Here is a 14,132-nt window from a genome sequence, read left to right on the forward strand (position 1 = left end):
CGTTGTAATTTATAAAACTTCGCCCCCGTCTGTTCTATAGCAGCCAAAAAAACGTCGTCCATATCACCGATATGGGTTTTTTCAGGTCGTCATGTTGGGTCGAAATTTTATGATTAAGAAAGAAATGTCCCGTTGGGGTGGTGTGTCTTCGCTCACCTTGTTAAGTGTTTTGTTACTGCCCTCCCAAGCGGTTCAGGCGCACGGTTATTTGAATGACCCACCGTCACGTGCGTTCCTGTGCCAGAAAGGCCTGAACAAAGATTGTGGCGGCGCGCAATACGAGCCGCAAAGTGTCGGTGAAACCTTCAAGGGTTTCCCTGCCGGTGTGGGTGGTGCTCCGCTGCAGGGACCGGTTGACGGCAAGATTGCCAGTGGCGGCATTGGTTTGTTTTCGGCCATGGATGCCCAGTCGGCCACGCGCTGGCACAAGACCGAAATCAAAGACCGCACCGTCAAGTTCGACTGGAAGTACACGGCGCCGCACCCGGTGACCAAGCACGAGTACTTCATCACCCGCAACGGTTGGAATCCCAACGAGCCGCTCAAGCGCACCTCGTTCGAGAGCACCCCGTTCTGTACGGTGGATGGCGGCAATGTGCTGCCAGTGCCGGGCACCCAGCATGAATGCGTGATCCCACAAGACAAAAATGGGTCCCACATTCTGCTCGGCATCTGGACGGTCGGTGATACCGATGCAGCGTTCTACAACGTAGTCGATGTGAACATCATCGCCGAAGCCGAGTTGCCAGGCGGCTGGAGCAACGTTGGCAGCATCGCGCCATCCAACGTGTTGATACCGGGAGACAAGGTCAAGGCCCGTGCCTTTACCAACGCCGGCGAAAGTGCGGCGCACACGGTGGAAATCAGTATCGATAACGCCGAAGAGGGTGCACCGCAGAACTGGGCATTCAAACTCGCGGAAAAAATCAACAAGACCCAGACCCTGATCAAAGCGGGCATCCGCGATGAGCAAGGCAACATTGCGCCGGTCAAGGGCCAGAACAACCTGTTTGCCCAGAAAGACAGCGCAGTGGTCCGTTACGAGCTGGCGCTGGACATGCAGGAAGATGAGAGCGCAAGCATGGCGTTGTCGGCATTCGCCCAGGAGTACGTTCTGGACAAAGGCCGTACGAAGATGCGTTTCGCCATGATCGCCAACCGCGACATGAACGTCGAAGCCACCTTGTTCAATGCCAGCAACAAGCCGGTCGGCAGCGTAAAGACCCTGGTACAGGGTTCCAGCAACTGGCTCGAAATGGATGTACGTTCCGAGCCGGGCACTCACCACATGACCTTGGTTGGCACGACCACCGACGGTCGCACCACCCGCCAGGACACCCAGCCGGTCAACGTGACGGGTGAAGGCGGCGCGAAGGACTACCACTTCGTGTTCCCTGAAGGCCTGGCAACCTACGAGGCCGGTACCCGCGTATTGCACCCGCAAACCGGCGAAGTTTATGAGTGCAAGCCGTTCCCGGACTCGGGCTACTGCAAACAGTACCTGCCAACCGCCAATGGCTTTGAACCGGGTGTTGGTCATCACTGGCAGACTGCCTGGAATCAACTCTGATCGTTAGTTGAAAGGCGCCAGGGCAAGCTCTTTTGAACTTGCCCTGGGCTTTTTAATGCGTTGGCTTAGTTGGTTTAGGGAGTTTGCCCAATGAAACGAATGAAGGGTTCAGTACCCGCAATAATGCCGGGGGCGAACAGATGGGGTAATTGCGCTTATTTCATGGCCTGGCCATGTCCTTTTTCTATTTTTAAACAGTGCTGCACTTTTTTTCAGCGTTTTTCATCTTTGGCTAAAGTACGCCTTGTTCGCACATGCGCGGCCTGTTAGTGCGTGCGGCATTAAACCTTAACTGGCCCAAGGTGTTCATCCTGACGCTGCCTTTGGGCTACGCACTGGTGCTCGCCGCGCAGGAGAAGACATTTCGCCAAGCGTTGCAGGCGCCGCAACCGTCGCAGGTGCAAACCGTGTCAGTCGCGCCGCCCGGCCCCTTGAACACCTTGGCGGTGGCCACGGTACTGGGCCTTTCGCCACAGGACCGCGCAGTGAGCAGTGCCGAGCCCTTGACGTTGCTGGCCACGGTGGTCGGCAGCGAGTCACGAGCCTTGTTGGCCGGACCAGACGGCGAGCGTTTCTACCGAGCCGGCGAGCGGTTGTCGGGAAGCAGCGTGTTGCGGCGCATCGAACCTGCCCATGTGGTGTTGTGGCGTCAGGGGCGCGAGGAACTGCTGAGGCTACGTCCCGAAGGCGAGCGGTTTCTCCAGGCCGTCGACGCACGCCGCAACGAGGCAAGAAGCCTTCACCTGAAACCCGCCGCCGGACAATCCAGGAGTGAGTAACCCCATGCACAGCATCATCGGGCAACGTGTCCTACGCGGTGTCGTTGCCGCAATAACCCTGTTCGTGTGGCTGTTCACGACCTCGGTGTCGGCCACGGAACAACGGTGGCAGTTGAGCATGAACCAGGCCGAGCTGCGTGATGTGGTCGAGGAGATATCGAGCATCCTCGGCACTACGGTGATCCTCGATCCCAAGGTGCAGGGGCGTATCACGGTGATGTCCAGGCAGGCGCTGGACCGTGAAGGTGTACGCAGGCTGTTTTACAGCGTGCTCGATACCCACGGTTTCAGTGTGATCGACCAGGGCGACCAGATCCTTATCGTCCCCGTTGTCCAGGCCAGGTCGTTATCGGGCAACGCGGATCAGTCCACCGCTGCGCCCGAGCAGTTCGTTACCCAGGTCATTGCGTTGGGTGTCAGCAATGCTTCCGATCTGGCCGGCCTCGTAAGGCCCTTGATCTCGACCAACGGCTACGTCGGTCCTTCGGTGTCGACCAACGCGCTGGTGATTACCGATACCGCGCGCAATGTACGGCGTATCGGTGAAGTGGTGCGGCAGTTGGATTCCGGCGCCAGGAATAACCATGAACTGGTGGAGCTGCGCCACGGTGTGGCAGCGGATATCGCCGCGCTGATGGAGGCCACCCTTGGCAAACAGAATGCGGACGGTGCCATTTCGGTCATGGCCGATCCGCGTGCCAATCGCCTGGTGATCGTCGGTACGGCGGCGGTGCGCCAGCGCCTGGTGCAACTGGCTCGCAGCCTCGATACCGTTGCACCGGCACGCCTGGACAATGCGCGGGTCATCCGCCTGCGCTACAGCGACGCCAAGCAATTGGCCGAAGTGCTGGACACCATGGGGCAGGGCAGTAAATCGCCATTGACCGCCTCAGGACTGAAAGACACCACCACCACTGCGCCGTTCATGGTGCGCGCCGATGAAAGCCAGAATGCCCTGGTAGTGGTGGCCGAAGCGGCCCAACTGGCGACGCTCGAAGGCATCGTGCGCGAACTGGATCGCCCGCGCGCCCAGGTGTTGATCCATGCCGCGATTGTTGAAATCTCCGGCGACATCACCCAGGCGCTTGGCGTGCAATGGGCGCTCAACGGCGGCGATGCCTCCGGGCTTATCAATTTTCCCGGTACCGGGCTACCGATACTGGGTGGCTTGAAGTTCGATGAGAAAAGCGTGGCCCCAGAAGGCGCGGTGCTCCAGTTGGGAGGGGACCGTTTCGGTGCACTGATCTCCGCATTGGCCAGCAATAGCCGCAGCAATTTGTTGTCGACGCCGAGCCTGCTGACCCTGGACAACCAAGAGGCGGAAATCATCGTTGGCCAGAACGTGCCCTTCAAGACGGGCTCCTATGCCACCAACAGCAACGGTGCGGATAACCCCTTCACCACGGTGGAGCGCAAGGACGTCGGGATCAGCCTCAAGATCAAGCCTTACATCAATGAAGGGTCGACCCTGCGCCTGGAGGTCGAGCAGGAGGTCTCGGATATCGCACCGGCAGTCTCCGGGGTGGACTCCTCTGATTTGATTACCAACAAGCGGGCGCTGAAAAGCACGATCCTGGCGGATGATGGCGAGATCATCGTGATCGGCGGGCTGATCAAGGACAGTGTGCGCACCCAACACAGCGGGGTGCCGCTGTTGCGTGACATTCCGTATCTGGGGGCGCTGTTTCGTTGGAGCCGCGATACCCAGACCAAGAGCAACCTGATGGTGTTCCTGCGCCCGACCATCGTGCGCAGTGGCCAGGACCTGTCCGGGATCAGCCAGCAGCGTTATCAGGATCTGCACCAGCAGAGCCTGCCCACGACCGGCCAGCATCGTTCCCTGCAATTGCCTGACGACGCTGCGCGGCTCTTCGACTTGCGCCAGCCTGAGCCCGTGGCGCAATGAAGCCATTGCCCTTCGGTTTTGCCCGGCGTTTCGGCGTGCTGCTCGACGACGGCTGCCTGATCCTGCGCAGTGATACGCCGATCAGTGCCGTGGGCGAAGCCCGCCGTCTTACTGATCGCGAACTGCCGCTGCGCATTCTCGGCGCCGACGCCTTCGCCGCCCGCCTGGCCGAAACCTACCGCGAGGGGCAAAGCGCAGCCGAACAAGTCGCCCAGGGGCTTGATGATGAGTTGGACCTGCTCAGCCTTGTCGAGCAGGTGCCCCAGACCGCTGACTTGCTGGAGCAGCAAGGGGATGCACCGATCATTCGGCTGATCAATGCCTTGCTCAGCGAGGCCGTCCGGGAAAAAGCCTCCGACGTGCATCTGGAAACCTTCGAACACACGCTGTCAGTGCGCATGCGCGTCGACGGGCAGCTGCGCGAAGTCCTGCGACCCCGGCGCGAATTGGCGACCTTGCTGGTGTCTCGGATCAAGGTCATGGCACGCCTGGACATCGCCGAAAAACGCGTGCCCCAGGACGGTCGCATGGCCCTGCGCCTGGCAGGGCATGAGGTGGATGTGCGCGTCTCGACCCTACCCTCTGCCCACGGTGAGCGAGTGGTACTGCGCCTGCTCGACAAACACGCCGGGCGCCTGGAGTTGGCGCGCCTGGGCATGTCAGCGCCCACCCTGGCCGAGCTGCATGGGCTGCTGGGTAAACCTCACGGCATCTTTCTGGTGACCGGCCCCACGGGGTCGGGCAAGACCACCAGCCTCTACGCCGCGCTGACGCACCTCAATGACCAGACCCGCAACATTCTCACCGTTGAAGACCCGATCGAATATCACCTGCCGGGGATCGGCCAGACGCCGGTCAACCCCAAGGTCGAGATGACCTTTGCGCGGGGGCTGCGCGCGATCCTGCGGCAGGACCCGGATGTGGTGATGGTCGGCGAAATCCGTGACGGTGAAACGGCTGAAATTGCGGTCCAGGCGTCGCTGACCGGGCACCTGGTGTTATCGACCCTGCACACCAACAGTGCCATTGGCGCCGTCACCCGCCTGGTGGACATGGGCATTGATGCCTACCTGCTCGCGTCGTCCCTGGTCGGGGTGCTGGCCCAGCGCTTGCTGCGCACGCTGTGTCCTGCCTGCAAGGTAAGCGTTGAGGCGGACACGACCGTGTGCCGCCGCCTGGGGTTGGCTGCCGGGTCAGTCTCCGGGCTGTTCCGGGCGGTCGGCTGTGAGCACTGCCAGCAAGGTTATCGCGGGCGCGTAGGCATCTACGAATTGGTCCGCGTGACCCCGGTGCTGGCCGCAATGATTCATCAGGGGGCGGGTGAGCAGGCGTTGCTGGCCGAGGCGCGGCGTTCTTCCCCGAGCCTGTTCGAAGACGGTCGTCGCCTGGTGCTCGAAGGCATGACCAGCGTTGACGAACTGCTGCGGGTCACCCAGGAGGATTAGCGTGCCGACCTTTGACTACAAAGCCCTGGATCACCACGGCCGTTCGTGCCGGGGCCGGCAAGAAGCCGATAGCCAGCGTCACGCCCGCCAGTTGCTGCGCGAACGGGGTCTGTTGCCGAGCCAGGTGCAAGCGTCAAGTGTGCGGGGCGGCAAGGCCCGCATGCTCGGCCTGAGCGCCGCTGACTTGGCGTTGCTGACCTTGCAGCTGTCGACCCTGGTTCAAGCGGGTCTGCCGCTGGAGCAAGCCTTGGACGCGGTTGCCGAACAGAGCGAGAAACGTCGTGTCGCACGCTTGCTTGCACAAGTGCGCGGGCGTGTCATGGAAGGTCATTCATTGGCGGCGGCATTGGCGGCGTTCTCTCGGGCATTTCCAGAATTGTTTTGCGCCACCATTGCGGCCGGTGAACGTTCCGGTCATCTGGGCCACGTACTGGCGCAATTGGCGGCGTACACCGAGGCACGCCAGGCGTCGCGCCAGAAAATCCAACTGGCCCTGGTCTATCCGGCATTGCTGATGCTGGCCTGCGTGGCAATCGTCGGTTTTCTGCTCGGCTACGTGGTTCCGGATGTGGTGAAGATCTTTGTCGACAGCGGCCAGCCGCTGCCCGGATTGACTCAGGCCATGATCCTCGTGAGTCACGGCTTGCGTGCTTATGGCCTGTTGTTACTGGTGCTGTTGGCGGCCGTCGCAATGGTGCTGCGCTGGAGCCTGCAACAGCCGGGTGGACGCTGGTATTGGCATCGCCTGGCCTTGCGTATCCCGCTGGTGGGAGGGGTGTTGCGTGCGATGGAAGCCGCCCGATTCGCCAGCACCCTGGCAATTCTTGGGAAGAGTGCGGTGCCGTTGGTGGATGCCCTGGAAATCGCCGCGGCAGTGGTCGGTAACGTCACCATCCGTGCCCGCATGGGCGATGTCGCGCGCGTTGTACGTGAAGGCGGCACCCTGACCCGCGGGCTTGAAGCCAGCGGCGATATCCCACCGTTGATGCTGCACATGATCGCCAGTGGCGAACGCGCCGGTGAACTCGACGCGATGCTGGCGCGTGCCGCCGAGCAACAGGAAAAAAGCCTCGCTGCCCGCATTGCGCTGGTGGTGAGTTTGTTCGAGCCGGCAATGCTGGTGGTGATGGGTGGCGTGGTGCTGCTGATCGTCATGGCGATCCTGTTGCCGATTCTCAGCCTCAACCAACTGGTGAACTGAATGCACAAAATGCCCAAAGGCCAACGTGGCTTTACGCTGATTGAAATCATGGTCGTGGTGGTCATCATCGGTGTGCTTGGCGCCATCGTGGTGCCGCAATTCATGAGTCGACCCGATCAGGCCAAGGTCACGGCAGCCAGGACCGACATCCAGGCGATCGCCACCAGCCTGGAAATGTACCGCCTCGACAACGCTGACTACCCTTCGACCCAGCAAGGCCTGGAAGCCTTGGTCCAGCGCCCGACAGGCACACCGCCCGCCAGGAACTGGAACCCCCAGGGGTATCTCAAGGGTTTGCCGGTGGACCCTTGGGGCACGCCCTACCAATACCTCAAACCTGGCGCACGCGCCGCCAATGGCGGCTATGACCTCTACTCATTGGGTTCCGACGGTGTAGCGGGTGGCGAAGGCCACGCGGCGGATATCGGCAATTGGGGAGGTTGATCGAATGCCTAGAAAGAGCCGTGGATTTACCCTGCTGGAGTTGATGGTGGTGATCGCGTTGATCGGCGTTGTACTCGGCGTCGTCAGCCTGGCGACCGGTAACAGCCCAGGGCGCCAGGCACGTCAGGAAGCCGACCAGTTGCTGCAACTGATCCTGCAGTTGCGTGAGCAAGCCGTGCTTGAAGGACGTGAATACGGTGTGCGAATACAGCCCGGCGAGTATCGGGTGATGCGCCTTGAACACGAGGGTTGGCAGCCCTTGGGTGCCGCGCGCCGGTTGCCGCAGGGCCTGCACTTGAATCTCCAGCAGGAAGGGTTGCAGCTGAACCTGGACGGTACCGTGCCGCAGCTGCTGATGCTCAGCAACGATGAAATCAGCGCGTTTGTGTTGTCCTTCGCATCGTCGGAACAGACGTGGCTGAGCCTGGTCAGTGATGGCGCGGGGGAGCCGTGGATTGAAGGGTAAGCAACGTCGCAAGCGTATCGCGACAGCAAAAGGGTTCACCCTGCTGGAAGTCATGATTGCCCTGACGATTTTTGCCACGTTGGCGGCCGCAGTGATCTCGGCCAACCACTATGCATTGCGACAAAGCGCGCGAGTGAAGGAGCAAATGCAAGGTGCATGGCTGGCGGATAACCAACTGAGCGAGCTGCGCTTGCAGGCGGTTTCACCCGGTCGGCAACAAGTGCTCCGGCAGTTTGGCCAGCGTGATTGGCTGGTCGAGCAGACCATTACGGCTGGCGATGATCCGCGCATGCTCAAGGTCGATATCAGCGTCAAGCGCCCCGACAGTGATCAACCGATCTACCGCACCAGCAGTTGGATGCCCGCCGCAAATGAATAAACAGCGCGGCTTTACCCTGCTGGAACTGGTTATCGCGTTGGCCATCTTTGCCCTGTTGGGGTTGGCCAGTTGGCGCATGTTCGACACCACCGTCCGCGCACAGCAGGGCTTGGCCAGCCACGAGCAAGCGCTGCGCCGTCTGCAACGGGCGCTCGGCGTAATCGAGCGGGATGCGCTGCAGGTGGCGTCATCGGTCATGGTGCTCAGTCCCGCCAGCGTGCAGTGGGTGCGCAGCAACTGGCGCAACCCTCATGACGTGCCGCGCAGTGAGCGTCAGCAAGTGCTCTATCGCCTTGACAACCGCGTGCTCTGGCGTGAAAGCCGAGGGTTGGAGTCGCACACGGTCGAGCGGCAGAAACTGCTTACGGATGTGGAGGCGTTGAGCTGGCGCCTGTTTGACCCTGAGACCGGTTGGAGTGCGCTGTGGCCGCTAGGTCGTGGCGCGGCGGCGACGCCACCACAGGCGCTGGAAATGGTACTGACTACCGGCCAATTCGAGCGGATACGGCGTGTATGGCTGTTGCCCCAGGCGCATCCATGAGGCGCCGTCAGCGCGGTGTCGCGTTGCTGAGCGTGTTGCTGGTGATGAGCCTGGCGTTGTTATTGACGGCGGGCATGCTGCGCAGCCATCACCTGATGCTGCAAAGCAGCGCGCGCCAGCTGCACCAGTTGCAGCTTCGGCAATGGGCACTGGCGGCGGAGGCCTGGGCCAAGGTGACCCTGGCGGCCAACGTCGACCTGCCGCAGAAGGTGCATCCAGGCCAGGACTGGGCCCATCTGCGTTGGCCTTTCGAGACCGACGGCGCGCAGGTCCGCGTGCATATCGAAGACCTCTGCGGCCGATTCAACATCAATGCGTTGCTGGGTGAAGGGCAAGTGGATGAGGTGGTCCGGCAGCGCTGGTCACACTTGCTCGACTCCCTGGCACTGCCCGCGTTGGAGCTGTCGGCCAACGCTACCGTGCAGGAGCTGAGCCAGTTACGTGTGTTGCCGGGCATCAGTCACGAATTCCTGCGCAGGCTGGAGCCCTGGGTGGCGGTGTTGCCCAGGGATGCCGCGTTGAATATCAACACCGCACCGGCACCGGTGCTGGCGGCGCTTGAGGGCATGTCCATGGCGACCGCCGAAGCGTTGATCAAACAACGTCCCGACGACGGTTATGCCAGCGCCCAGGCATTTACCCATGACCCGTTGGTCGCCGGCCTGGGGCTCAGCAGCCAGGGGCTCGGCATCGGCTGTCGCTGGTTTCGCGTGAGTGTCGATGTGCGCCAGGGCACCAGCCAACTGCGTATGGCCAGCGAAGTTGAACATGAGCGCAAGACCGGGCGTTGGCGTGTGGTGCAGCGACGTTTCCTACCTCCGACTTCAAGTGAGATCGCTTTATGAAAACCTGGCTTCATTTGAGCCCCGAAGGTCTCGTCGCGCCCTCTGCCCAGTGGCCCTGCTGCCTGTGGCGGGCTCCGGGTGACAATCAACGGATGGCGTTGATCGAGGCGGCGCAGAGCCTGGCAGGGCAACCAGTCCATCTGTTGCTGCCGATGGAGATGTGCAGTGCGTTGCGTACTGAACCCTGGCCGTCAAAACGACGACCGAGTGCCCAGGCGATTGCCTTCGCGATTGAGGCGCAACTGGGTGAAGACCTGGATGGGGTGCATGTGTGTGTCGGCAGTCGTGACCGCAAGGGGGGGTATCCGGCGCTCGTCACCGATAAAGCGCGTTTCACCGCACTGCTGCAGTTAATGGTGGCGTTGGGTATTCAAGTGGTCAGCGTGCAGGTGGATGCCGATCTATTGCCCGACGACAGCGCGGCCGCCATCCGCTGGTACGACCGCCGCGTGGTGGGCGGCAATGTGCGCCTGGCACTTGGCGAGCAGGCGCTCAAGGCGCTTGAACCCTTGCTCGCCGAGCCGGTGGACTGGCTGGATGAGCCCGCCAGCCTGCTACTGATCGAAGCGGCATTGTGGGGCGGGCGCGGCGACTCCATCGACATGTTGCAAGGTGAGTTCGGGCGAGCCCGGCGAGCCTGGCCGTGGTCAACCGTTATCCTCGCGGCGAGCCTGATTTTTATCCTGGATGTGAGCTTCAAGCAGGCGCGTATCCATACACTCAACGAGCAGGCGCGACAGCTGCATGAGCAAAGTCTGCAGCGTTTTCAAGCGCTGTACCCACAGCAGACCCGTATCGTCGACCTCCGGGCCCAGCTCGATGCCATGCAGGCGCAAGGGGCGAATGCGCCAACCACAGCGCTTGCACGTTTGGTCCGCCTGACCGAGCAGGTGATCGGCGGTGGGGATATCGATGTACAACGCATTGATTTTCGTGCCGGCGATGGCTGGAAGGTGCAATTGACGGCGGCCAGCTTCAACGCCTTGGAACAACTGCGTGAGCGTGGGCAGCAGAGCGGCATGCCAGTGCGCATCGGCAGTGCCAGCAAGGACGGGAACCGGGTTCAGGCGGTGTTGATGCTGGAGGAGTCATGATGAACGCGCGGGTTAAGTCAGTGCTCCAGGCCTGGAAAGGCCTCAGCGCGCGGGAACGTTACCTGCTCACTGGCATGGCGTTGCTGGTGCTTGGCGGACTGTCCTATGCATGGCTGTGGCAGCCCACCCAACAACGCTTGGTCGTTGCCGAGCGCCATTATCAGCAGCAACTGGCCCTCGCACGGCGCGTGCAGAGCGCCCAACCGCAACCCTCGGCGACGGTTTCTACCCAGCCATTGGCTGCACGTATCAGCGCGCGAGCGGCGGCGGCAGGCCTGGACATTCAACAAATGGACGTCGACAGCGACCAGGTGCGCATTACCCTCCTCGCCGACGCGCACAGACTGCTGGACTGGCTCGCCGACCTGGAGCGTGAAGGTATTGCCCTGCACGTGTTGAGTCTGGAAAAGCGCGACCAGCAGCTCGAAGCACGCGTATTGCTCTAGGGCTCGCGTGCCGACGCACGGTCTATCGATGAGATGGCTTTACGCGCTTACGTCGCCATCTCGGTAGTTTTTGGGATTTTTCCTACGGTGTTAGGGAGGCGTTTCGTCAAGAATCCGCCGCGAATTTACTCGCCGGATAAGTGTTAATTGACAGGTGTTAGCGAAATGAAAACTTCTGATTATTCGATCAGCCAGAAACTCCTGCATTGGGTCTCGGCTGTGATCATCCTTTGGTCACTGTTGTCTGGTTTTTATGTGGCCGTATTTACCGTCCCCGCTTCGGTCAAGGCGTGGGTGGGGTTCTTTAATGTGTCGTTGACCACGTTGTACATCCCGGTATTTGTCCTACGGGTGTATTGCTCCTTCTCTCACGGCCTGGATTTTTCCATCCGGCGCTCGCTGCAGGAGTACATGGCGCTATTGGTTCACAAGGCCATGTATCTGGTGTTGGCAGTGGTATTGGTGACCGGTGTGCTGATGATGGATCGGCCGATCAATGTCTTTAACCTGTTCTCCATTGCGTCGTTCGAAAGCGATCCGGCGGCCATCGCCTGGTACACCCAGGTGCACGTAGGGTCGTGCGCGCTGTTGTTGCTGATGCTGGTCTTGCATATCGGCGCGGTGGTATTGCATGAACGGCGTGGCAAGCGGGTGATGGCGCGGATGTCGTTCAAGGTACAGAGCCTTGAGACGACGCGTCCTCAGGTGCGCGCGAGGGGCGGCAACTTGGCCAGCTTCAACGCCACCAGCAACGCGCCCAGCAACAACGCCACGATAAAGGCGCCAATTCCGTTCCACCCGGCAAAGTGCCAGAAGAACCCGCCCGCCGTGCCGGCAATACTCGACCCGGCGTAGTAGCAGAACAGATAGAGCGATGACGCCTGCCCCTTGGCCTTGACCGCGCGGCGACCGATCCAGCTGCTGGCCACCGAGTGGGCGCCGAAGAAGCCGAAGGTGAAGATCAACATGCCCGGCACCACCAGCCACAGTGGGGTAAGCAGGGTCAGGGCCATGCCGGCGAGCATCAGCACGATGGTGGCCCACAGTACGCGGCGGCGGCCGAGGCGGTCAGCGAGGGAGCCGATTTTCGCCGAGCTGTAGATGCCCGAGAGGTACACCAGCGACAGCAGGCCGACCACGGCCTGGCTCAGGTCATACGGATCGGCCAGCAAGCGATAGCCGATGTAGTTGAACAGCGTCACAAACGCGCCCATCAGCAGGAAGGCTTCAAGGAACAGCCACGGCAGGCCCGCGTCCTTGAAATGCATGACGAAGCCATCCACCAGGCTGCGGGGCTTTAGGCTGCTGGCGCGGAAGTTGCGCGATTCGGGGAGGATCTTCCAGAACACCGTGGCGGCGATCAGCGCCAGGGCGCCGATGATCAGCATTGCGGTGTGCCAACTGACGAAGTCGATCAGTACGCCAATGATCAGGCGCCCGCTCATGCCACCGATGGCGTTGCCGCCGATGTACAGGCCCATCGCCAGGCCGATGTGCTGGGGGTGGATCTCTTCGCTCAGGTACGTCATCGCCACGGCAGCCAGGCCGCTCAGGGACAGGCCCACCAGCGCACGCATCAGCAGGATCCCTTCCCAGGACGGCATCAAGCCGCTGGCGATGGTCGCCAGCGCGGCGCAGAACAACGCGGCGACCATCACCGGCTTGCGCCCCAGGGTGTCGGAAATCGGCCCGGTAATCAGTAAACCCAGTGCCAGCATCGCCGTGGACACGGACAGGATCAGACTGCTCTGCGCCGCATTGATCGAAAACTCGTGGGACAGCGCCGGCATCATCGGCTGCACGCAATACAGCAGGGCAAACGTGGCAAAGCCGCCGGAGAACAGCGCCAGCACCGTGCGCATGAACATCGGTGTGCCTTTTTCGATGTACGCGTCATTGAGCTGCGCTACCACCTCATCCAGGGCGGTAGGTGGGACTTCTTGGGCGAGTGGAGCGACAGCAGATTTCACGGGGACCTCGGGGAGGGAAAGCCTGCCAGGACCGGCAATGGAAAAAGAATATAGCTGCCTAATGATTCTTTCCAATATATTGTTCGACCCGTTTGATAGCTTTTACGACCTAATGAGGCTGGCATGGAACTACGTCACCTGCGGTACTTCATTGCCGTTGCCGAAGAACTGCACTTTGGCCGCGCCGCGCAGGTGCTGGGCATCTCGCAACCGCCGTTGAGCCAGCAGATCCAGGCGCTGGAGCAGGAGGTGGGCGCGCGCTTGTTTGAGCGTACCAATCGTCGGGTCGAGCTGAGCGAGGCCGGGCGCCTGTTCCTGCACGAGGCGCGGCTGGTGCTGGCCCAGGTCGACAAGGCGGCAGACGTGGCGCGTCGTGCGCAGTTGGGGGAACTGGGCGAATTGAAGATTGGCTTCACCTCGTCGGCGCCGTTCAACTCCACGATTCCGCAGGCGATCTTCGCGTTTCGCCAAGCCTTCCCGGCGGTGCACCTGAACCTGCAGGAAATGAGCAGCACCGAAGTGGCCGAATCGCTGGTGGATGAGTCGATCCAGGTTGGGCTGATGCGTCCGCTGCCGCTGCCGGACTCATTGAATGTGATTGAGCTGATGCGTGAACCGCTGGTTGCCGTATTAAACGCTGACCACCCCTTAGTGGAGGGCAGTGAACGTGGCCTGCACCTGGCGCAACTGGCGCAGGAACCGTTTGTATTTTTCCCTCGCACCTACGGCAGTGGCCTGTACGCCCAACTGCTCAATCTGGCCCGTGATGCCGGCTTCAGCCCGCACTTCGCCCAGGAAGCGGGGGAGGCGATGACGATTATCGGGTTGGTGGCGGCGGGCTTGGGCGTGTCGGTGCTGCCGGCGTCGTACCAACGGATACGAATCGATGGCGTGGTCTATCGCACCTTGTTGGATCAGGAGGCAGTGACGGCGGTATGGCTGGTGCAGCGCAAAGGCGCACAAACGCCGATGGCGCAGGCGTTTGTGGAGTTGTTGACGCGCAAGGCGGTGCAATAACTCACCGCCAACGGGCTCTCTGTGGCAAG

The 14,132-nt window shown here is 61.5% G+C and carries 14 protein-coding genes and 1 pseudogene; 14 read left to right on the forward strand and 1 reads right to left on the reverse strand.

The window, feature by feature from the left end; translation table 11 throughout:
• The first annotated feature begins 124 nt into the window (after window positions 1-124).
• The 13 genes and pseudogenes from gbpA to AD670_RS31250 form a co-directional block, all read left to right on the forward strand.
• Complete coding sequence (gbpA, locus tag AD670_RS26050) at window positions 125-1,570, forward strand: N-acetylglucosamine-binding protein GbpA (protein WP_053139149.1); 1,446 nt, start codon at window positions 125-127, stop codon at window positions 1,568-1,570.
• A 254-nt stretch (window positions 1,571-1,824) separates the two neighbouring features.
• On the forward strand, window positions 1,825-2,349 hold the full coding sequence (locus AD670_RS26055) for a type II secretion system protein N (protein WP_053139151.1): 525 nt from the start codon (window positions 1,825-1,827) through the stop codon (window positions 2,347-2,349).
• 4 nt (window positions 2,350-2,353) lie between these two features.
• Window positions 2,354-4,255, forward strand: coding sequence for a type II secretion system secretin GspD (gspD, locus tag AD670_RS26060; RefSeq protein WP_053139153.1), 1,902 nt, complete (start codon window positions 2,354-2,356; stop codon window positions 4,253-4,255).
• On the forward strand, window positions 4,252-5,700 hold the full coding sequence (gene gspE, locus AD670_RS26065) for a type II secretion system ATPase GspE (protein ID WP_053139155.1): 1,449 nt from the start codon (window positions 4,252-4,254) through the stop codon (window positions 5,698-5,700). The genes gspD and gspE overlap by 4 nt, the downstream gene beginning before the upstream one ends.
• 1 nt (window position 5,701) lies before the next feature.
• The gene (gspF, locus tag AD670_RS26070) at window positions 5,702-6,901 is read left to right on the forward strand and encodes a type II secretion system inner membrane protein GspF (protein ID WP_053139156.1); all 1,200 of its coding nucleotides are present in this window, start codon (window positions 5,702-5,704) and stop codon (window positions 6,899-6,901) included.
• On the forward strand, window positions 6,902-7,345 hold the full coding sequence (gene gspG, locus AD670_RS26075; RefSeq protein WP_053139158.1) for a type II secretion system major pseudopilin GspG: 444 nt from the start codon (window positions 6,902-6,904) through the stop codon (window positions 7,343-7,345). It begins immediately after the preceding gene.
• A gap of 4 nt (window positions 7,346-7,349) precedes the next feature.
• Window positions 7,350-7,811, forward strand: coding sequence for a type II secretion system minor pseudopilin GspH (gene gspH, locus AD670_RS26080; protein WP_053139160.1), 462 nt, complete (start codon window positions 7,350-7,352; stop codon window positions 7,809-7,811).
• Window positions 7,801-8,190, forward strand: coding sequence for a type II secretion system minor pseudopilin GspI (gene gspI, locus AD670_RS26085; RefSeq protein WP_256243951.1), 390 nt, complete (start codon window positions 7,801-7,803; stop codon window positions 8,188-8,190). Before gspH ends, gspI begins: the two co-directional genes overlap by 11 nt.
• Window positions 8,183-8,731: a type II secretion system protein GspJ gene (locus AD670_RS26090; RefSeq protein ID WP_053139162.1), complete on the forward strand. Its 549-nt coding sequence runs from the start codon at window positions 8,183-8,185 to the stop codon at window positions 8,729-8,731. Before gspI ends, AD670_RS26090 begins: the two co-directional genes overlap by 8 nt.
• Window positions 8,728-9,576, forward strand: coding sequence for a type II secretion system protein GspK (locus AD670_RS26095; RefSeq protein ID WP_053139164.1), 849 nt, complete (start codon window positions 8,728-8,730; stop codon window positions 9,574-9,576). The genes AD670_RS26090 and AD670_RS26095 overlap by 4 nt, the downstream gene beginning before the upstream one ends.
• Complete coding sequence (gspL, locus tag AD670_RS26100; protein ID WP_053139165.1) at window positions 9,573-10,670, forward strand: type II secretion system protein GspL; 1,098 nt, start codon at window positions 9,573-9,575, stop codon at window positions 10,668-10,670. Before AD670_RS26095 ends, gspL begins: the two co-directional genes overlap by 4 nt.
• Entirely contained in the window at window positions 10,670-11,116 is a 447-nt protein-coding gene (gene gspM / locus AD670_RS26105) for a type II secretion system protein GspM (protein WP_053139167.1), read from the forward strand. Before gspL ends, gspM begins: the two co-directional genes overlap by 1 nt.
• Window positions 11,117-11,281: 165 nt before the next feature.
• A pseudogene (locus AD670_RS31250) lies at window positions 11,282-11,770 on the forward strand (cytochrome b/b6 domain-containing protein); the annotation flags it as partial.
• 47 nt (window positions 11,771-11,817) lie between these two features.
• On the opposite strand, the gene AD670_RS26110 reads toward AD670_RS31250, so the two are convergent.
• The gene (locus AD670_RS26110; protein WP_262417311.1) at window positions 11,818-13,038 is read right to left on the reverse strand and encodes an MFS transporter; all 1,221 of its coding nucleotides are present in this window, start codon (window positions 13,036-13,038) and stop codon (window positions 11,818-11,820) included.
• 171 nt (window positions 13,039-13,209) lie between these two features.
• Here AD670_RS26110 and AD670_RS26115 point away from each other — a divergent pair, with 171 nt between their 5' ends.
• A complete protein-coding gene (locus AD670_RS26115) occupies window positions 13,210-14,103 on the forward strand; it encodes a LysR family transcriptional regulator (RefSeq protein ID WP_053139171.1) in 894 nt (297 codons plus the stop codon).
• Window positions 14,104-14,132: the final 29 nt, after the last annotated feature.

This window comes from Pseudomonas sp. MIACH (assembly GCF_001269925.1).
In the GTDB taxonomy this organism is placed as follows: Bacteria; Pseudomonadota; Gammaproteobacteria; order Pseudomonadales; family Pseudomonadaceae; genus Aquipseudomonas.